At 66.5% G+C, this 17,567-nt stretch carries 15 protein-coding genes; 7 read left to right on the plus strand and 8 right to left on the minus strand.

Going from position 1 to position 17,567, the window contains the following annotated elements; genetic code table 11:
- Nucleotides 1–32: 32 nt before the first annotated feature.
- Entirely contained in the window at nt 33–2,195 is a 2,163-nt protein-coding gene (locus ACQY4K_RS20435) for a S53 family peptidase (RefSeq protein ID WP_428392042.1), read from the plus strand.
- Nucleotides 2,196–2,264: 69 nt separating this feature from the next.
- On the opposite strand, the gene purF is transcribed toward ACQY4K_RS20435, so the two are convergent.
- From purF to metH, 3 genes are read right to left on the minus strand one after another with little or no spacing between them, the layout of a single operon-like run.
- The gene (purF, locus tag ACQY4K_RS20440) at nt 2,265–3,749 is read right to left on the minus strand and encodes an amidophosphoribosyltransferase (RefSeq protein ID WP_428392044.1); all 1,485 of its coding nucleotides are present in this window, start codon (nt 3,747–3,749) and stop codon (nt 2,265–2,267) included.
- A gap of 2 nt (nt 3,750–3,751) precedes the next feature.
- The gene (locus tag ACQY4K_RS20445) at nt 3,752–4,276 is read right to left on the minus strand and encodes a CvpA family protein (RefSeq protein WP_428392046.1); all 525 of its coding nucleotides are present in this window, start codon (nt 4,274–4,276) and stop codon (nt 3,752–3,754) included.
- Between the two features lie 23 nt (nt 4,277–4,299).
- Nucleotides 4,300–7,791, minus strand: coding sequence for a methionine synthase (gene metH, locus ACQY4K_RS20450; protein ID WP_428392048.1), 3,492 nt, complete (start codon nt 7,789–7,791; stop codon nt 4,300–4,302).
- A gap of 93 nt (nt 7,792–7,884) precedes the next feature.
- Here metH and ACQY4K_RS20455 point away from each other — a divergent pair, with 93 nt between their 5' ends.
- From ACQY4K_RS20455 to ACQY4K_RS20480, 6 genes are all read left to right on the plus strand, one after another.
- Complete coding sequence (locus ACQY4K_RS20455) at nt 7,885–8,232, plus strand: hypothetical protein (RefSeq protein ID WP_428392049.1); 348 nt, start codon at nt 7,885–7,887, stop codon at nt 8,230–8,232.
- A 181-nt stretch (nt 8,233–8,413) separates the two neighbouring features.
- On the plus strand, nt 8,414–9,013 hold the full coding sequence (gene wrbA, locus ACQY4K_RS20460) for an NAD(P)H:quinone oxidoreductase (protein ID WP_428392051.1): 600 nt from the start codon (nt 8,414–8,416) through the stop codon (nt 9,011–9,013).
- Nucleotides 9,014–9,078: 65 nt separating this feature from the next.
- The gene (locus ACQY4K_RS20465) at nt 9,079–9,729 is read left to right on the plus strand and encodes a glutathione S-transferase C-terminal domain-containing protein (RefSeq protein WP_428392053.1); all 651 of its coding nucleotides are present in this window, start codon (nt 9,079–9,081) and stop codon (nt 9,727–9,729) included.
- Between the two features lie 54 nt (nt 9,730–9,783).
- On the plus strand, nt 9,784–9,939 hold the full coding sequence (locus ACQY4K_RS20470; RefSeq protein ID WP_428392055.1) for a DUF1427 family protein: 156 nt from the start codon (nt 9,784–9,786) through the stop codon (nt 9,937–9,939).
- A gap of 121 nt (nt 9,940–10,060) precedes the next feature.
- Nucleotides 10,061–10,336, plus strand: coding sequence for a type II toxin-antitoxin system Phd/YefM family antitoxin (locus tag ACQY4K_RS20475; protein ID WP_428392056.1), 276 nt, complete (start codon nt 10,061–10,063; stop codon nt 10,334–10,336).
- Nucleotides 10,333–10,755, plus strand: coding sequence for a type II toxin-antitoxin system VapC family toxin (locus tag ACQY4K_RS20480; RefSeq protein ID WP_428392058.1), 423 nt, complete (start codon nt 10,333–10,335; stop codon nt 10,753–10,755). The genes ACQY4K_RS20475 and ACQY4K_RS20480 overlap by 4 nt, the downstream gene beginning before the upstream one ends.
- 12 nt (nt 10,756–10,767) lie before the next feature.
- Here the strand turns inward: ACQY4K_RS20480 and rsmA are convergent, their stop codons facing one another.
- From rsmA to lptF, 5 genes are read right to left on the minus strand one after another with little or no spacing between them, the layout of a single operon-like run.
- Entirely contained in the window at nt 10,768–11,583 is an 816-nt protein-coding gene (gene rsmA / locus ACQY4K_RS20485; RefSeq protein ID WP_428392060.1) for a 16S rRNA (adenine(1518)-N(6)/adenine(1519)-N(6))-dimethyltransferase RsmA, read from the minus strand.
- Nucleotides 11,584–11,596: 13 nt separating this feature from the next.
- Complete coding sequence (locus tag ACQY4K_RS20490; RefSeq protein WP_428392062.1) at nt 11,597–12,931, minus strand: peptidylprolyl isomerase; 1,335 nt, start codon at nt 12,929–12,931, stop codon at nt 11,597–11,599.
- 55 nt (nt 12,932–12,986) lie between these two features.
- On the minus strand, nt 12,987–15,248 hold the full coding sequence (locus ACQY4K_RS20495; RefSeq protein WP_428392063.1) for an LPS-assembly protein LptD: 2,262 nt from the start codon (nt 15,246–15,248) through the stop codon (nt 12,987–12,989).
- Nucleotides 15,248–16,360 (minus strand): LPS export ABC transporter permease LptG, encoded by a 1,113-nt coding sequence (lptG, locus tag ACQY4K_RS20500; RefSeq protein WP_428392065.1) that lies wholly within the window; start codon nt 16,358–16,360, stop codon nt 15,248–15,250. The genes ACQY4K_RS20495 and lptG overlap by 1 nt, the downstream gene beginning before the upstream one ends.
- An 8-nt stretch (nt 16,361–16,368) precedes the next feature.
- Nucleotides 16,369–17,544 (minus strand): LPS export ABC transporter permease LptF, encoded by a 1,176-nt coding sequence (gene lptF / locus ACQY4K_RS20505; RefSeq protein WP_428392067.1) that lies wholly within the window; start codon nt 17,542–17,544, stop codon nt 16,369–16,371.
- Nucleotides 17,545–17,567 lie beyond the last annotated feature (23 nt).

Here is a 17,567-nt window from a genome sequence, read left to right on the forward strand (position 1 = left end):
CCGGACACCGGGGGCATCGGAGCAATTCAAGAATGTCTCTCAGGTCTTATTGTAGAAGTGCGGCGCTCGGCGGCGCGACGCTTGGGTGCGCGCTCGCCGGGGGTCACGCCCTGGCCGCGCCGGCGATACCCGCAACGCCCATGGTGACCGCGCCGGTTTCGGATGCGCACATGATCAGTCTTGCGGCTTCGATGCCGGCGGCGGTCGCGTCCAGCACCGATCAGGGAGCGCTCAACGGGAGTGCGATGGTGCAGCATATGCAACTGGCACTCGCCCGTTCGCCGGCGCGCCAGGTCGCACTCGACGCCCTGGTCGCGGCACAGACGCAGCCGGGCTCGCCAAGCTTCCACAAATGGCTGACACCCGCGACCCTGCGTAGTGATTACGGTCCGGCGCCCGCGGATATCGCGGCCACCGTGCAGTGGCTGCAAGCGAGCGGACTGACCGTCAACAGCGTCTCGCCCACCGGTATGTCGATTGATTTCTCCGGAAGTGCTGCGGTCGTTGCAGGCGCGTTCCATACGCAGATGCATGGCTATCAGCGAAACGGCCAGGCGCATATGGCACCCGCGAGCGCGCCCGAAATCCCGGCCGCCCTGGCGCCGGTCGTCTCCGGCGTCACCATGAGCAACTTCTTCCCGACCCCGCAGATCACCCGCATGGCTCCATTGGCGGCCTCAACGGTGGCGGCGATGAAGGTCTCGCATGTCGGCACCAGCTACACCGCAAATGCGAATGGCAGGACCTATTATGCGGTCACCCCGTCCGACTTCGCCACCATCTATGACGAGAACGAGGCCTTCACCGGCGCGCCGGCCATCGGCGCCAAGATCACCGGCAAGGGCCAGACCATCGTCGTCGCCGAGCGCACCAACATCCAGGCGGCCGACTGGAACAGCTTTCGCTCGACCTTCGGCCTTACCGGCTACAAGGGCACGCTGAGCTTCAGCCATCCTGGCGGCTGCGCCGATCCCGGCACGACGCCAGACGAGGGCGAGGCAGCACTCGATGCCGAATGGTCCAGTGCCGCGGCACCCGATGCCAACATCATCGAAGCGTCCTGCGCCGATGTCGGCATTACCTTCGGTGTGATGACGACGCTGCAGAACCTGGTGCAGCTCGGCACCCCGGCGGCGGCGATCTCGATCTCCTACGGCGGTTGCGAGCAGGGCAACGGACTGACCTTCCTGCAGATGTGGTCAAACCTGATCGAGGAGGGTGCGTCCGAGGGGATCTCGATCTTCGTCTCAAGCGGCGACAGCGCCAGCGCGGGCTGCGATCCGGCGGGTGCCACTGCTGCCAAGGGCGGTCTCGCGGTAAACGGGCTGGCCTCCAACCCCTACGATACCGCCGTCGGCGGCACCGACTTCCAGGACACCGCACTCGGTCAGAACAGCCGTTACTGGTCGAGCAAAAACAGCAGTTCCGGCGGCTCGGCGCTCTCCTACATCCCGGAAATCCCGTGGGATAATTCCTGCTCCAACGTAATCATCGACGCGTATTACGGCTCCGGCGGACCGATCAAGAGCTGCAACAATCCGCCGAAGGTGTTCCGTCAACAGAACACCGTCGGCGGCGGCGGCGGCCAGAGCCTGCTCTACGCCAAGCCGGACTGGCAGTCTCCGTCGATCCCCGGCGTACCGAATGACGGCGTCCGCGACCTGCCGGACATCTCGCTGTTCGCGGCCAACGGCATCTGGAACCATTTCTATCTGTTCTGCATGTCCGACAAGGCGCAAGGCGGTGTCCCCTGCGACTATACCAATACGACCGACTTCCTCGGCTCGGCCGCGGGCGGCACCTCGTTCGCAGCACCCGCCTTTGCCGGCATCACTGCTCTCATTGCGCAATATCAGGGCTTCAGGGTCGGCAACATCGCACCGCGCCTCTATCAGCTCGCACAGTCGCAATACAGCAATCCGGTGCTCGTGAATTCCTGCAATGCGAGCAGGGGCAACCAGGTCTCGCGCGCCTGCGTGTTCTATGACGTGACCAAAGGCGACAACAGCGCGCCCTGCGTCTCCGGCAGCCCGAACTGCTTCAGCAACGCCAACTCCACCAAGGGCATCGGCGTGCTGTCAATTACGCCCAATGCCCTCAACGCAGCCTTCCCGGCCACCCAGGCCTACGATCTTGCCACCGGCCTTGGCACGGTCAACGTGACCAACCTGATCGTCAACTACACGCAGTACTGACATCTGCGACGGTGTGGGATGGCCGTGCCATTCCACACCGTCAGCCTCGTGCTTGCGGCAGGTCGCCTTTCAGACCGCTTCGGCACACAAATCCGGCCGTGCGCGGCTGTCGACATTAAGGTCGGCGAGGTCGATCGGGTATTGACCGGTAAAGCAGGCATCGCAGAAATGCGGCTGCTCGGGTGCGCGCCCGGGCTGGCCAAGGGCACGATACAGCCCGTCAATGGAGATGAAGGCGAGGCTGTCGGCGCCGATCAGCTCCGCCATCTCGCGCACGTCGTGTCGCGCCGCCAGCAGCTTGCCGCGCTCCGGCGTGTCGATGCCGTAGAAGCACGAATGTGTGGTGGGCGGCGAGGAGATGCGCATATGCACCTCGGTGGCGCCGGCGGCACGCACCATCTCGACGATCTTGCGGCTGGTGGTGCCGCGTACGATGGAGTCGTCGACCAGGATCACGCGTTTGCCGTTCATCGCCGGGCGGTTGGCGGAGTGCTTCAGCTTGACGCCGAGATTGCGGATCTGCTCGGTCGGCTCGATGAAGGTGCGGCCGACATAATGATTGCGGATGATCCCGAGTTCGAACGGGATGCCGCTCTGTGCGGCATAGCCCATCGCCGAGGGCACGCCGGAATCCGGCACTGGCACGATGACGTCGGCGTCAATCGCGCTTTCGCGGGCCAGTTCGGCGCCGATCCGCTTGCGCGCGTCATAGACGGCGTGGCCGTCGAGGACAGAGTCCGGCCTCGCGAAATAGATGTATTCGAACACGCAGAACCGGCTGCGGGTGGGCGCGAACGGCTTGAGTGAGCGCACCCCGTCGGCATTGATGATGACGATCTCGCCGGGCTCGACGTCGCGCACGAACTCGGCGCCGACGATATCGAGCGCGCAACTCTCGCTCGCCAGTACCCAGGCCGGCGCGCCGCCGTCGCCGGGGATGCGGCCCAGGATCAGCGGGCGCACGCCCAGCGGATCGCGCACCCCCAGCATCGCCTCCTGCGATAGGGCCACCAGCGAGTAGGCGCCGACCACCTGCTTGAGCGCGTCGATCAGCCGGTCGCTGACCGTCGAATACAGGCTGATCGCGATCAGGTGGATGAACACCTCGCTGTCGGTGGTGGACTGGAAGATGCAGCCGCGACGCACCAGCGTCCGGCGCAGGCTGCGGGCGTTGGTCAGGTTGCCGTTATGGGCGACGGCCAGGCCGCCGAACTCGAACTCGGCGTAGAGCGGCTGGACGTTGCGCAGCAGCGTGGCGCCGGTGGTGGCGTAGCGGTTATGGCCGACCGCCGCCCGCCCGGGGAGACCCGCCATGATCCGCGCATCGCCGAACACGTCGCCGACCAGGCCCATGCCCTTGTGGCTGTGGAAGCGGCTCTCGCCGTCTCCCGCGTCGCGGTTGTAGGTGACGATGCCGGTCGATTCCTGGCCGCGATGCTGCAGCGCGTGCAACCCCAGAGCGGTCATGGCGCCGGCATCCTGGGTGTTCCAGATGCCGAACACGCCGCACTCGTCGTGCGGCTTGTCGTCGTCATGAAAGAGATCGTCCGACATCTTCAGAAGCTTTCCTGACCGGCTGGCGCCCCGATGCGGGGCAGGAGCGGCCGCCAGCGGGGCGGTGCGTGGGCTAGCACGAGATGGGCACCGGCATCGAGATAGGGAAGACCCCGGGCCGTGCGTATCAGGGCGGGCCAGTCCCCTGCCGGCAGGGCGAAGTGGAGCACGATATAGCACAGCACCAGCAGGGCGCCGCCACGCACCAGGCCGAAGGCGGCGCCGAAGATGCGGTCGACACCGCCCAGCAGCGACAGCCGCACCAACCGGCTCAGCAGGTTCGCACCTATCGAGAGCAGCACCAGGATGACGACGAAGACGACCGTAAAGCAGATCAGGTCGGCGATCAGCGGATCGGCAATCCAGCGCTGCACGAAGGGCAGCGCGCCAGGATAGAGGCGGCTCGCCAGGACCCCGGCGACGATCCAGGCGGCGAGGCCGAGCAGTTCGCGGGCGAACCCACGCAGGAAGCCCGCCGCCGCGGACAGGGCGATCAGGGCCAGCATGCCGAAATCGACCCAATTCATCGCCGTCAGCCCGTTCTTCGCCTTCAGATCGTGAAGTATTTCGCGGCGGGGTTGAGGACCACCAGGGCGCTGGTCGATTGCTCGGGATGCAGCTGGTAGCCGTCCGATAGGGTGACGCCGATCTGCTCGGCGCCGAGCAGGCCGAGCAGCGGAACCTGGTCCTCCAGGCGCGGCACCGCCGGGTAGCCGAAGGAGTAGCGCGAGCCGCGATAGCCCTGCTGCAACAGCTTGTCCATGTCGCGGTCGTCCTCGCGGGCATAGCCGAGTTCAGCGCGTATGCGCTTGTGGGTGTATTCCGCCATCGCCTCGGCCATCTCCACCGACAGGCCGTGCAGATAGAGATAATCCTGGTAGCGGTTGGCCTCGAACCACGCGCGGGCCACGTCGGATGCCTGCTGGCCGACGGTGACCACCTGCAGGCCGATTACGTCTCGCACATTGTCGTCGATGTCGCGCACGAAGTCGGCGACACAGGCGCCGTCCTCGCGCGGCTGACGCGGCAGGGTAAAGCGCGCAGCCTCGGTGCTGCCATCCTGTTCGAACAGGATCAGGTCGTTGCCCTGACCGGCGGCCTTCCAGTAGCCATAGATGGCACGGGGATGCAGGATGTCGTCCTGCTTGCTGAGCGCCAGCATGCGACGCAGCACCGGACGCAGCTCCTGCTTGGCCCAGCCGAGGAAATCGTCGAGCGAGCGGCCCTGTTTGCGAAAGCCCCATTGGAATTGATACAGGCTGCGCTCGTTGAGGAACGGCAGCACCGCCTCCGGGGTGGCCGCGATCGTCCGCGCCCCCCAAAACGGCGGCGTTGCGGGCTCCAGCCCCTGGTTGACCCGGTGGCGTCGTGCCTGTGCGGCCAGCACGTCCACGGGGGCAAAGCCGCGCACCTCCGCCTGCTCCGGCGCACGCGGCTTGGCCCGTGCCTTGCCCTTCCTGCGTGATTGCAGGGCCGCGAGATAGTCGTCGAAGCCCCCCGAGGCCACCTTGTCCATCAGCCCTAGCCCGTCAAAGGCGTCGCGCGCATAGGCCACCCGGCCGCCGGCGTAGGCCGCGACGCACTCCTCCTCGACGTAGTTGCGGGTGAGTGCGGCACCGCCCAGCAGCACCGGGATTTGCAGGCCCTGTCGCGACATCTCCTCGAGGTTCTCGCGCATCACCACGGTGGATTTCACCAGCAGGCCGGACATGCCGATGGCGTCCGCACGCTTCTCGCGTACGGCGGAGACCATGTCGGCGAGCGGCACCTTGATGCCGAGATTGACCACCCGGTAGCCGTTATTGGTGAGGATGATGTCGACCAGGTTCTTGCCGATATCGTGCACGTCGCCCTTCACCGTGGCCAGCACGATGGTGCCGCGGGTGTCGCCCTCCAGCCGCTCCATGTGCGGCTCGAGATGAGCGACGGCGGCCTTCATCGTCTCCGCCGATTGCAGCACGAAGGGCAGCTGCATCTTGCCGGCGCCGAACAGCTCGCCCACGGTCTTCATGCCGTCGAGCAGGATGGTGTTGATGATGTCGAGCGGCTTGTTGGTGGTCATCGCGAGATCGAGCTCGTTCTCCAGGCCCTTGCGGTCGCCATCGACGATGCGGTCGCGCAGCCGCTCCTCGACGGTCTCGGCGCGGCTCTTCTTGACCGCCTCGGACGCCTTGCGGTCGGCGAACAGCTCCAGCAGACGGTGCAGCGGATCATAGCCCTCCGAGCGACGATCCAGCAGCAGATCCTCGGCGACGCGCGCCTCCTCGGGCGCGATCTGGTGCAGCGGGCGGATTTTGCTGACATGCACGATCGCCGCCGTCATGCCGGCCTTGACCGCGAGATCAAGGAACACCGAGTTCAGCACCGCCCGCGCCGCCGCGTTCAGGCCGAAGCTGACGTTGGACAGCCCGAGCACGATCTGCACGTCGGGGAAACGGTCATGGATCCCCTGGATGCCCTGCAGGGTCCAGAGGGCGAGCTTGCGGTCGTCTTCGTTACCGGTCGCCACCGTCAGCACCAGCGGGTCGATCATCAGATCCGATTGCGGCAGGCCGTGCGTGTCGCAGCAGAACGACACCAGGCGCTCGGCAATCTCGATCTTGCGCTCGGCGGTCTTGGCCATGCCGGTCTCGTCGATGGTGCCGGCGACCACGGCGGCGCCAAACTTGCGTGCGAGCCGCAGGCGGGCGGCGGCGTGCTCCTCGCCATCCTCGAAGTTCAGCGAGTTGATAATCGGCTTGCCGCCATGCAGCTTGAGCGCCGCCTCGATGACGCGTGTCTCGGTGCTGTCGATGACCAAAGGCGAATTGACGCTACTGGTGAAGCGGCGGATCACCTCGTTCATCTCGCCGAGCTCGTCGCGGCCGACGAAGGCCGTGCAGACATCCAGGCTGTTGCTGCCCTCGGCGACCTGCTCGCGCCCGACCGAGACCGCGGCGTCCCAGTCGCCGGCTTCCTGCAGCTCGCGCCACTTCTTGGAGCCATTGGCGTTGCAGCGCTCGCCGATCGAGAAATAGCTGTTCTCCTGGCGCAGCGGCACCTGGCCGTAGAGGCTGGCGACCGAGGGGATCCAGACCGGGGTGCGGGCGACCGGGCGCGGCCGCAGACCGCCGCCGGCGCGCGCGCGCAGCATCGCATCCAGCGCCTCGATATGCGGGGTCGAGGTGCCGCAGCAGCCGCCGATCAGGTTCAGCCCGTCCTCGACGATAAATCGCTCGACCCAGGACGCCATCTCGGCCGCCCCCAGTGGGTAGTGGGTCAGCCCGTCGACGAGCTCCGGCAGGCCGGCGTTCGGCTGCACCGAGAGCAAACCAGGCCAGTTCTGCGCCAGCCAGCGCACATGCTCGGCCATCTCCTGCGGGCCCGTGGCGCAGTTCAGCCCCAGCAGCGGCACGTCGAGCGCATGGATCGTGGTCGCGGCGGCGGCAATGTCCGGCCCGACCAGCAAGGTGCCGGTGGTCTCGACCGTGACTTGGACGAAGATCGGCGTGTCGGTGCCGGCCTCCATCCGCGCGAGCTTGGCGCCGTTGACCGCGGCCTTGATCTGCAGCGTGTCCTGGCAGGTCTCGATCAGCAGCGCATCGACGCCGCCGGCGATCAGGCCGCGGGACTGCTCGGCGAGTGCGGCTTCCAGCGGATCATAGGCGATATTGCCCAGGCTGGGCAGCTTGGTGCCGGGCCCGATCGAGCCGATCACGTAGCGATGCCGGCCGTCTGAGAAGCTGTCCGCGGCTTCGCGGGCAAGCTCGGCGGCGATCCGGTTGATCTCCAGGGTGCGGTCCTGCAGGTCGAACTCGGCAAGCGTGATCGGCGAGCCGCCGAAGCTGTTGGTCTCGACCATGTCCGCGCCCGCGGCGAAATAGCCGCGATGGATTTCGCGCACCAGCTCCGGGCGGGACAGGTTGAGCACCTCGGTGCAGTTCTCGCGGCCCCAATAGTCGGCTTCGACGTCCAGGGTCAGCATCTGCACGCGCGAGCCCATGCCGCCGTCGCAGAGCAGCACCTGGTCGCGTAGGGCTTCGAGAAGATGCGGTCTGGTCATTCGGGGCTTGTCTTCCGGTGTCGCCCCCGAGCATGAGGAGGCAGATCATGAGGAGGGTATGTTGCGTCTGCCGACGCCTCTGTCCAGAAGACTATGCTAATCGATGCCCGCATCCCGGTGCGTTTCGCAGCCTACGTGCCGCAGCCATCGCCTGCCGCGGCCCTGATCGTGGGGGCCGGGTCGGCCCCCTCCGTCGCCGGCTGGGCCGCGACTCTGGTGCTGCCTCCGGCCGGTGCGCACCCGGTCGCCTGCGCCTGTTGCGGCGGCAGGCCGGCATGGGCCACGGCCCTGACCCATCTGTTCCAGGCGCGGGCACGCGGCGAGGTCGGGTTCTTTCGCGCGCTGGTTGTGTGCCTGCCCGACGACCAGGCCGTCGCCCTGCGCGACCTGCTGGCGGCGGATCCCTATCTTTCAGGCTGCTTCGTGGCCGCCGCATCCTGAGACCGCGCCAGGCGATCCGAGGCCAAGATCAACGGACATACCGACTTGCTCGAACCTAACTGACGAAAGTTTGTCAGTTTTACCGAACGTCCGAGTCTCGTAGCCTTTGCTGAACGGTTTCGCGGGCAGGCGAACTGGATGCGTCGCGAAACGCCGGCTGAACTTCGACGGGAGGGTTTCAATGGCTAAAGTATTGGTTCTCTACTACTCGACCTACGGTCATATCGAGACCATGGCGCATGCGATGGCGGAGGGCGCGCGGGCCGGAGGTGCGCAGGTCGACGTCAGACGCGTGCCCGAGACGGTGCCCGAGGAGGTTGCGCGTGATGGGCATTTCAAGCTGGACCAGGCGGCCCCGATTGCGACGGTGGCCGAACTGGAGAGCTATGACGCCATCATTGTCGGCACCGGCACCCGCTACGGCCGCGTCTCCTCGCAAATGGCGGCGTTCCTCGACCAGACCGGCGGCCTTTGGGCGCGTGGTGCGCTGAACGGCAAGGTGGGTGCCGCCTTCACGTCAACCGCAACCCAGCATGGCGGGCAGGAAACGACGCTGTTTTCCATCATCACCAACCTGATGCATCTCGGGCTGGTGATCGTCGGGCTTCCGTATAGCCACCAGGCGATGATGACGCTCGATGAGGTCGTGGGCGGCTCGCCCTACGGTGCGACGACCATCGCCGGCGGCGACGGGTCGCGTCAGCCAAGCGCCATCGAACTCGCCGGCGCACGCCACCAGGGCGAGCTTGTCGCGCGCACGGCGGCCAAACTCTTCGGCTGAACGGCAAGCCGTAAAGATGAACCGCTTGAGTACTCAGGTCCCATCCAAAAACGAGCGAGACGCAGATGATTCATCTCTATACGTGGAGCACACCGAACGGCCGCAAAATCCCGATCATGCTCGAGGAGATCGGACTGCCCTATGAGGTGCATCCGATCGACATCAGTCAGAACGACCAGTTCGCGACCGACTTCCTGAAGATCGCGCCGAACAACAAAATCCCGGCGATTACCGACGATCGTATCGTCGATACGGCCGGCGACGGCGCGCCACTCGCGATTTTTGAATCCGGCGCGATCCTGACCTATCTCGCCGAAACCTCGGGACAGCTCCTGGCTCCGTCCGGTGCGGCGCGGTTCAAGGCGCTTGAGTGGTTGCACTGGCAGATCGGGGGACTGGGGCCAATGCTGGGGCAGCTCGGTTTCTTCGCCGTGCGCGCGGAAGAAAAGGCGCCGCTGGCGATCGAACGCTTCACCCAGGAAGCCGGCCGCCTGCTGGGCGTGATCGAGCGGCGGTTGTCCGAAGCCCCTTATCTCGCCGGAACCGAGTACTCGATTGCCGACATCGCCTGCTACCCTTGGCTGGTGGCGGCGACCACAATCCTCAAGGAGCCGCTGACCAGGAGCCTGCAGGACAAGCCGGCGCTGCATCGCTGGCTTGCCGTGGTCGGCGCGCGCCCGGCGGTCGCAAAAGGCATGCAGATTCCGTCTGCATGAGGTGAGCGGAGGTGACGAGCCTGCAATGATACCAGAAAGCTGGGGAGCGACGGCGTGAGTTTTCTGATCTCGCTGGCGATCGGTCTGGTGGTCGGCGCTTTCTACGGTTTGCTCCGCGTGCGCTCGCCGGCACCTCCGCTCGTCGCCCTCGTCGGTCTCCTGGGAATGGTCGTCGGCGAACAGAGCGTTACGTTTCTCCTGCGGCACTAGCTGTCGAGCCGTGCCTGCCGGTCCCTGCCGGCCAGTGACCCGGATGCCGCGGTCATGGTCATTTCGTTGACTGCTTCAAGTCTTATGTGTACACATATTGTGGTCACATGAGGAGCAAGCCATGGCCGAGCAGGAGAAAGCCCCGACCCTGCCGCCGCGAAAGGTCGGTGTGCGCGAGTTCCGCGGCAATTTCTCCGGCTTCATGCGCCAGGTCCGCCGCGGCGCGTCGTTCGTCGTGACCTCGCGCGACGAAGTGGTCGCGGTCATCCAGCCGCCGCAACCTGCGCCGCCGTCCCGCCGTCAGCCTGGCACCTTGCGCGGCAGAATCGAGATTGCCCCGGACTTCGATGTTTTGCCGCCCGAGTTACTGGCTGTGATGGAGAGTGAAGGGGCGTGAAGCTTCTCCTCGATACACATGCTCTGCTCTGGTGGCTCGCAGGTGATGCGAAGGTCGGGCCACCTGCCAGAAGCCTCATCGCGGATCCGGCGAACGACGTCCTCGTCTCGGCAGCTTCGCTTTGGGAGATCCAGGTCAAGGTGCGTATCGGAAAACTGAAGGCCGATCTTCAGGACATCGTGACCGAAATGCGAAACCAGGCCCTCGACCTGCTGGAGATCGCGCCGAGGCACCTGGTCGCACTTGGCGCGCTGCCTCGGCACCACTCGGATCCTTGGGACCACCTCCTTATTGCGCAGGCGAACGTTGAAGGCGCCGTCTTCATGTCGCAGGATGGCCACACACCAAGCTACCCGGTCACCTACATGACCTGCTCCGGGTCGGCATGCCCGATGATTGGCGGGGCGTCCATCGCCTGAGCGACCAGGTCTTCAAGGCTCCGCCAACAGGCGCGCAAGCCGGTCGAACTCGGCGATGCTCAGGGTCTCGGCGCGACGGCTCGCCTCGATCCCGGCGCGGGCCAGCAGCGCCTCGCCGCCGAGCGGCTTGAGGGCGCCGCGCAGCATCTTGCGCCGCTGGCCAAAGGCGGCGGCCGTCAGGCGCTCCATGGTGGCGAACAGCGCAGGCTCGGGCTGCGTCGGGTGCGGGGTCAGGCCGACGACGGCGGAGAACACTTTAGGGGCTGGCCAGAACGCGCCCGGGGGAATGCGCATCAGCAGCGCGGGGGTCGTGCACCATTGCGCCAGCACCCCGAGCCGCCCATAGGCGTCGCTGCCCGGTGCCGCGCAAATCCGTTCGGCGACTTCCCACTGGAACATCAGGCTCAGCCGCTCCCAGAGTGCTGCTTGTCGCAGCCAGCCGACCAGGAGCGGGGTGGCCACGTTATAAGGCAGGTTGGCGACAATGTGCCGCGGTGCCGGGCAGAGCTGCGTAAGGTCGCGACCGACCGCGTCCGCTTCGACGACGCGCAGCCGTTCGGGGTGCTCCGCGCGCAACTCCTCGAGGGCCGCGATGGCGCGCCGGTCGACCTCGATGGCGGTGATGGTGGCAGCCCGGCTTTCCAGCAGCGCGCGGGTCAGCCCGCCCGGACCGGGGCCAACCTCGACAACATGGCGTCCCGTGAGGTCGCCGGCGAGGGAGGCGATCCTCGTGGTCAGCGCCAGGTCGAGCAGGAAGTGCTGCCCGAGCGACTTGCGCGCATCGAGGCCGTGGCGGGCGATGACCGCGCGGATCGTGCCGGCGGCCACCGCGCGAGTCAGGTCAGCCGGCGGTGCGCATCGAAATCGAGGCGCGGCGGTGCAGGTCGCGGTCCGCCTGGCGCGAGACCTGCTCGACCCGTTCGTCGAGAATGGCGTCGGCGATCTGGTCGGGTGTGCGGTCGGCGAGGTTCTTGGTCTCGCGCGCGCAGACCATGATGACGGCGATGCCGTCGGTGGAGACCAGCGGCTTGGTGGCTTGTCCCGGCTTGAGCTTATCGAGCACGTCGCGCATCTGCGGATTGAGGGCCGCGAGCTGCACTTGGCCGGGGTTGGCAGGACGGACGTTGCCGGCGGCGGCGTTGGCTTTCTCGATGTCGTCGCAGGACGTGGCGTGGCTCGAGATCGATTGCGCGTGCGCCAGCGCCTGTTGCTGCTGGGCGGTCGGCGCCTGCGGGTTGAGCGTGCTGGTGAACGGCACGAACGCCTGGCGCAGATCCAGGAGGGTGGCGATCTGGTTGCCGATAGTGCGCTTGCCCAGCAGGGTGACGATGTCGTAGCCGCCGGCTACCCGGATCGGGTTGCTGATCGCGCCCTCCGGCATCTGCTGGACGATGTCGAGCACCTCCGGATCGAGCGCGTCGGCCTGCACCCAGTCGAGTGCTCCGCCCTGCAACGCGGTCTGCGCCTGGCTGAACTCCGCAGCGACGATCGGGAACGGCGCGCCGGCGCGCAACTGCTTGATAACGGTTTGTGCAAAGGCCAGTGCGCTTTGGTCGTGCTTGGGGTCTTCCACGGGGATGAAGATTTCGCTGACGTCATATTCCGGCTGACCGGTCTCACGCTTGAGGGCCGCCTGGCGCTGTGTGATCGCGCTGTTGGAGACCCGCGCGCGCATGCCGAGATCCTCGCGCAGCACCTGGGTCCAGCCGAGCTGCACGCGGAGCTGGTCGATCAGCGTGGTCAGCGACACGCCGTCCTTCATGAGATGGTCGCGCAGCGCGTTCGGCTGCATGTTGTTGCGCTTTTCGATCCCCCCGATCGCGGCCGCGATCTGGGTGGCGGTAATGACGATGTGGCGCGACTGGATTTCCTGCATGCGCAGCTTCTCGTCGATGAGCTGGCGCGTGATCTGCGGCCGCAGCCGCGCCTGCACCTCCGGGCTGATCGGCAGTCCGGTGGACAGCGCGAACAGCCGGCTGCGGTTGTCGACGTCGCGTCGCGTGATGATGCCGCCATTGACCAGTGCTACGATCGCATCCTCGTTGGTGTCCTGCGGAGGTGCGGCCGGACGGGCGTGATGCGCCGCGAACGCCGACGCGGGCACGACGCTCAGCATGACCAGGCCCGCGACCAACAAGCCCGGGAACGTTGTTGGCCGGAGGCGGGGAAAGCGCATGCGATGGTTCTCTCTCACGGGTTTCTCTTTGTCACGAGCACTGCGAAATTGGTTTCTAGCCATTGACCGGAAAGCTGCCGATCGTCTTGAAGGTGAGCGTGAACAGGATCGAGGTGTCGCCGCCGTCGCCGTTGATGGTGGTGTAGCGGCGAATGAACGACAGGTCGAAGATGAAGCAGTCGTTCTCGTAGGCGCCGTCCGCGCCGACGGCGACCAGCCGATTGGTGGCGAGGTCGCGACGGCCAAAGGCGCTCAGCCGGTACTGCCGGAACTGGCTGGAGACTCCCAGGGTCGCCTCATTGGTCGGCAGGAAATAGAGCGGGTCGACGTGCCCGGTGCGGTAGTTCGAGTCGTAGTAGTAGTAGATGTCGTGGCTGTTATAGATATAGCCGCCGCTGACGCGCAGCAGCGTGTTGCCGGCGCTGATCAGCCCGTCGGCGAAGTGGGTCTGGCCGGTCGCGTGATCGAAGCGGCCGCGCGCGGTGAAGTCGATCCAGTCCGCCGGCGTAAAGCTGAGCCGGCCGACGATGTCCGAGGCATGCGTCGTAAGCCCGCTGTCTGGCACCTGATTGCGGTCGATATGCTCCTGGTAGGACTGGCCGACGAGCGCGTCGATCTGCTGGCTGCCGAAGGTCCAGTTGGCGTGCAGGCCGACATTGGCGCGCAAGCCGCCGTCGAGCCGGTCGATGCCTTCATGCCGGTTGAGCTGAAACAGGGTGGTGTCGGTGAACTCGTAGGCGAGGCTGTCCTCGTTGGGGATATGGTCGTTGACGCTGTTGCCGGCATTGGGGGCGGCGATGAGCTGGACGATCGGCTCGATGATCTGGCTGGAGTTATGCAGTGCGCGCACGAATGGCCAGTTCATCTTCAGCGCCACGGTCGGCAGGGCCTGCGCCGTGCTGGCCGCGTTCACGGTGGAATAGTTCGGCGCCAGATCGAGCTTATGGGCGTTATAGGTCTCTGAATCGAGGTGCAGGGTCAGCACCCAGAGCTGTCCGAGCGGTCCCTTCAGCGGGCGGTCGTAGTTCAGCACCAGGCTGGCGCGCTCATCCGAGGTGCCGTCCGGGCGATAGACGTTGAAATCGTTGGTGCTCAGCGAGAAGCGGCCGCCGAGCAGATCCGGCTGGCCAAAGAAGTTGTACTGGTAGCGCGGCAGTACGAACGGCAACTGGCTCTGGTTGATGGCACCGGTGTTCAGCCCCTGAAAGCCGATGGCGTCGAGCCGGGAGTAGGCGCCGACGCCGAAGCCCTCGATATAGCCGACGCTGGTCAGGATATCGTTGCCGTAGCCGGGGATGCGGTAGTCGCGCATGTAGTCCGACGAGCTCGCGACATTGACGTCGGCGCCGTAGTGCCAGTTGTCGTTCCAGTTGAAGTCGGCGTTGGCGAAGACGAAGCCGGACACCCCGACGCGGCCGGGCCCTTGCGGCTCCGCCGCCGAGACATAGGGACCGTGGGTGTCGTCGGCGATCGCGCCGGTAATCCTGAAGCGGCCCTCGTTGAAGAATTGCCGGTATTGGCTGGTGAGCTGCGGCCCGGTGGCGGACGCGATCAGCGGGATGAAGGTCGCGTCGGACCGGTCGTTGATCACCCAGTAATAAGGCAGGGTGACATAGGTGCCGAGATGCTTGTCGTGCGGCGAGATGTCGCCGAGGAGGAAGCCGCTCTGGCGACGCACCGACGGGTCGGGCACCGAGAAATAGGGCAGGTAGCCGACCGGGAAGCCAAAGAAATTCAGCGTGCTGTCCTGATACTCGATGCGCTTGTGCTCGAGATCCTGCGTCGCCTTGTAGGACTTGATCTCCCAGAACGGCGGCTGGTCTGGATGGGCCGCGCAGATCTTGCAGGCGGTATAGACCGATTTGGACATCACGTTGACCTTGCCGTCGGTGCGGCGCGCGCCGTTGGCCGCGAGCTTGCCGTTGTTGGCAAGGATGGCCCGCATGTTGTCCATGACCATCTCGCGCATGCCCTGGGTCAGCTCGGCATACTGCGCGAACAGCACCTGGCCGTCGGGCTCGATGATGGCGACATTACCGCGTGCGGCGGCCACGCCGGTGTTGCGGTCGAAGGTGACCTCGTCGGCGCGCAATACATGGTCGTTCTGCCAGATTTCGACGTGGCCGCTCCAGGTGACCAGGTTGTGCGCGTTGTCATAGGAGACCCGGTCTGCCTCGAAGGTCACCGGCGCGCTGCGCGAGACCGGCGCGCCTTTGCCGCCGGACAGGCCGGTGAGCGCGCTTTGTGCCAAAGCCGGCGGGCTCGCCGCTGAAAGCGCCCATACGGCGAAACCGGACGCTGCAATTCGGCCGCGCATCAGCCATCCTCCAGATGTAGCAGCAGGGTGATGGCGAGCATCAGGCCGGCGCCGGTGGGCGCCCAGGCCGCCATGATCGGTGGCAGCGCGCCGGAATCGCCAAACTGCTCGGCGATCTTGGAGACCGTGAACAGCGCGAATCCGGCGACCACGCCGCTGCCGATCATCCGCGCGACCCCGCCGCGTCGCGCGGGGCGCATCGAGAAGCCGGCGGCGACCAGCGCCATGGTGCCGGCCAGCAACGGCAGCGCCAGCAGCGCCTGGAAATGCAGGCGGTGGCGAATCGCCGAAAAGCCGGAACGCTGCAGCAGGGCGATGAAGTCCGGCAAGGTCCAGACCGAGAGCGCGTCCGGCGAGGCGAAGCTCTCCTGCACACGGCGCACGGTGAAGTCGGTCGGCAGGCTGATGGTGCCGACCGCGACCGGCAGATGGTCCGGCTTGACCGTGCGGGCATTCTCGAGCCGCCATTGCCGGTGTTTGAGCTGCGCGCGCGGCGCCTCGATGCGCAGCAGCAGATGGTCCGAGCCGTCGAGCCGAAAGATGCTGACGCCGCCGAGATCAAGCTCGCCGTGTTGCATGTGCACGGCGCGCGCGTGCAGGATCGCAACCCCGCCTGGTGCGAACCCGCGATCGGCCTGGCGCAGCCAGAGCTGGCCGCCGGACAGGTCAAGCGTGCCGCCGCCGTTGCGCAGATACAGATTGTCCAAGGCCTCGGCGTGCGCGAACATCGCCGACGAGAGCGGGCTCAGCACGGCGGTGGCGAGTGCCCCGAGCAACAGGGCACTGGCCAGGGGAGCCGCGAGGAACTGCCAGGCGGAGACCCCGGCGGCACGGGCGACGATCAGTTCCGACGAGCGGGTCAGCCGCCAGAAGCAGACGATGCCGCCGAGCAGCACCGCGAACGGCAGGATCTCCATGCAGTAATAAGGCAGCCGCAGGGCCGCGATCTGCAGCGCCAGCGCGGTGCCGACATCCGGCCTTGTCGCGGCGCGGCGCAGCAGGTCGATGAAATCGAACAGCGATACCAGCCCGGTGAGGGCTGCGATCATTGCCAGCACGGCGGCGATGAACTGGCGCCCGAGATACAGCGAGAGGGTGGTCGCGACCGGCATGACAGTCTTCAGGCGGCGCGCGGGGCGGTGGGGCCCGAGCTTGCGGTTCCAGAGCTTGCGGTTCCAGAGCTTGCGGTTCCAGCCGGGCGCACCTGCGTACGGAACAGCACGAACCCGCAGATCAGCCCGGGCAGGATCGCCTCGACCCAGATCAGCGGGATCAGCGCCGTATGGCGTGCGGCGACGTTCTGGGTGACCAGGCTGGCGGCGAGCAGCCCAACCACCGTCAGGATCGCGATCAACGGCCGCAAGGTGCTGCCATGCCGGCTGAAGGCGCCCATCAGCACCGCCACCAGGGCCACCATGGCGAACGAGAAGGCGCTCAGCGGCGCGGTCAGGCGGCGGTTCGCCTCGACCAGCAGCTTGCCGCGGTCGCGCGCCGCGACCCTGCGCGGATCCGGGTGCAGCAGCTCGCCGAGCGACATCTCCGCGGAATCCAGGTCGCGCGCGCCGCCCTTCTCCGAGGCGCTGAGATCGATGCTGTTGCGCTTGAAGGTGAGCACGTTCAGCCGCCCGGTGGCGCGATCGATCTCCTCGCGCGAGCCGTTATAGAGCACCACCGTGGGCGTGCCGTTCGCGGCGGTCGCCAAGTCGCCGCGCTCGGCGAGGATGGTCGCCGGGGTATTTTGCTGGCGGTCGTCCTCGACCAGGATGCCGTGCAGGGTGCCGTCCTGGCTACGCGTGCGCACATAGACGGTCAGGTTGTCCGAAACGCGGGTGAACACGCCCTCCTGCAACAGGAACGCCGCCATCTTGTTGCGTATTTCGAACTCGTATTCACGGAATGCATGGTAGCTGACGGGAACGATCCAGAGGTTCAGCACGTAGGAGAGCACGACGGCGATCCCGATGCAGCCCAGCGCCGGTCGGGCAATGGCGAAGTCCGACAACCCGGCGGCGCGCATGACCGTCAGCTCGCGGTCGCCGGCCAGGCGCTGATAGATGAACTGGACGACGACGAAGGTGGTGATGGGCAGGATGACCGCGACGAACGACGGGACCAGCAGGCCGGTGAGCTGCAGGAACACGCGCAGCGACAGCCCCCGGTCGACCACCATCGCCACGAAGCGCAGCGACTGGGTCAGCCAGATCAGGGCGGCGAGCCCCCCTGTCGTCGCCAGCAGGGCAGCGAGCAGCTGGCGCAGCACATACCGATCGAGCCTGGTGGCATACAGCGCGGTCATGCCTCTCTCTACCCTCACGCGCG

It is taken from the genome of Lichenicoccus sp. (genome assembly GCF_965276875.1).
In the GTDB taxonomy this organism is placed as follows: Bacteria; Pseudomonadota; Alphaproteobacteria; order Acetobacterales; family Acetobacteraceae; genus Lichenicoccus.

Coding starts and splice junctions, on each gene's coding strand:
- ACQY4K_RS20435 (WP_428392042.1), top strand. CDS start 33: ATGTCTCTCAGGTCTTATTGTAGAAGTGCGGCGCTCGGCGGCGCGACG.
- purF (WP_428392044.1), bottom strand. CDS start 3,749: ATGTCGGACGATCTCTTTCATGACGACGACAAGCCGCACGACGAGTGC.
- ACQY4K_RS20445 (WP_428392046.1), bottom strand. CDS start 4,276: ATGAATTGGGTCGATTTCGGCATGCTGGCCCTGATCGCCCTGTCCGCG.
- metH (WP_428392048.1), bottom strand. CDS start 7,791: ATGACCAGACCGCATCTTCTCGAAGCCCTACGCGACCAGGTGCTGCTC.
- ACQY4K_RS20455 (WP_428392049.1), top strand. CDS start 7,885: ATGCTAATCGATGCCCGCATCCCGGTGCGTTTCGCAGCCTACGTGCCG.
- wrbA (WP_428392051.1), top strand. CDS start 8,414: ATGGCTAAAGTATTGGTTCTCTACTACTCGACCTACGGTCATATCGAG.
- ACQY4K_RS20465 (WP_428392053.1), top strand. CDS start 9,079: ATGATTCATCTCTATACGTGGAGCACACCGAACGGCCGCAAAATCCCG.
- ACQY4K_RS20475 (WP_428392056.1), top strand. CDS start 10,061: ATGGCCGAGCAGGAGAAAGCCCCGACCCTGCCGCCGCGAAAGGTCGGT.
- ACQY4K_RS20490 (WP_428392062.1), bottom strand. CDS start 12,931: ATGCGCTTTCCCCGCCTCCGGCCAACAACGTTCCCGGGCTTGTTGGTC.
- ACQY4K_RS20495 (WP_428392063.1), bottom strand. CDS start 15,248: ATGCGCGGCCGAATTGCAGCGTCCGGTTTCGCCGTATGGGCGCTTTCA.
- lptG (WP_428392065.1), bottom strand. CDS start 16,360: ATGCCGGTCGCGACCACCCTCTCGCTGTATCTCGGGCGCCAGTTCATC.
- lptF (WP_428392067.1), bottom strand. CDS start 17,544: ATGACCGCGCTGTATGCCACCAGGCTCGATCGGTATGTGCTGCGCCAG.